Here is a 911-nt window from a genome sequence, read left to right as displayed (position 1 = left end):
CCTAAGGGGTATTGTACGACAAACGCCATTTTGGAATTTTCAAAATAGCGTTTGTCTTCAGTCTGAGACGTCTACGAAGTAGATGTCCAAATTTTCACTGCTTACTGGTCCACTTACGATTAAAATTTATTGCTGCCCCATATTATACAAAGCGGCAAAACCATCAGCTTTGATAGCTTGTGAGCCATCTTTTAACGAATCACGGAAAGATCCAACCTGCTTGTAAGTTAATGTAACGGGAATCCCCTCTGAACGGACAATTGTAGACCTATCCTTGCCAAACAATGCCTGGTTTCCATTGGCGACATTAGTGCCATTGGCAACGGCGGTAATGCTCAGTTTATATATATAAATATCTTGACCTTTCATCTTGCTAAACAATGAGCCGGTTTCGTCGAGATCAGTTTCTTCAACTCGATCTCCCGAAGCCCATGGATTAGTGATTGGGCCAATCTTTTGAGCTTTTGCAGCATAATAGATAGTGTCCAAGCCTTCTGCTGCCAATGCTTTATTAAAATCATCAACACTGACCGTATCACCTGCAACAGCACTAAGCCTTGGGTCATTAGACAATTTTTGGGCAAAGTTTGCAACCGTATCACGCAGACCATTGCCACCATCAATAACAGTTAATGCTTTAAAAGGCTTATCTGTAGCCTTCTCATCTACAAATGTTGACGTATTTGAGATAAGTGGCTTTTCATCTGATAATATCGTCGCCTCATGTGATATGACGATCTGCCAAATCATTCTAGAGTATCTGTCAAAGCATCGGGTGGTGAAGGCGACCAATAACCATAATTCTAAGATTGAAGCGAAGAAGTAGGTTACTGCTATTTTTTGGATATGAAAAGTTCCCAATCCTCAAAATAATTTTGAGGATTGAAGTGAACCCTGCAAGTTGGACACTT

1 protein-coding gene is annotated in these 911 nt (G+C 40.7%); it reads right to left on the bottom strand.

Going from position 1 to position 911, the window contains the following annotated elements; translation table 11 throughout:
- Nucleotides 1-126 precede the first annotated feature (126 nt).
- On the bottom strand, nt 127-750 hold the full coding sequence (locus FD47_RS15565) for a hypothetical protein (protein ID WP_054736818.1): 624 nt from the start codon (nt 748-750) through the stop codon (nt 127-129).
- Nucleotides 751-911: the final 161 nt, after the last annotated feature.

Source organism: Lentilactobacillus parafarraginis DSM 18390 = JCM 14109 (assembly GCF_001435895.1).
Lineage (GTDB): Bacteria > Bacillota > Bacilli > Lactobacillales > Lactobacillaceae > Lentilactobacillus > Lentilactobacillus parafarraginis.
Note: the sequence above shows the minus strand (reverse complement) of the source record. Positions and strands in the feature narration are given on the sequence as shown.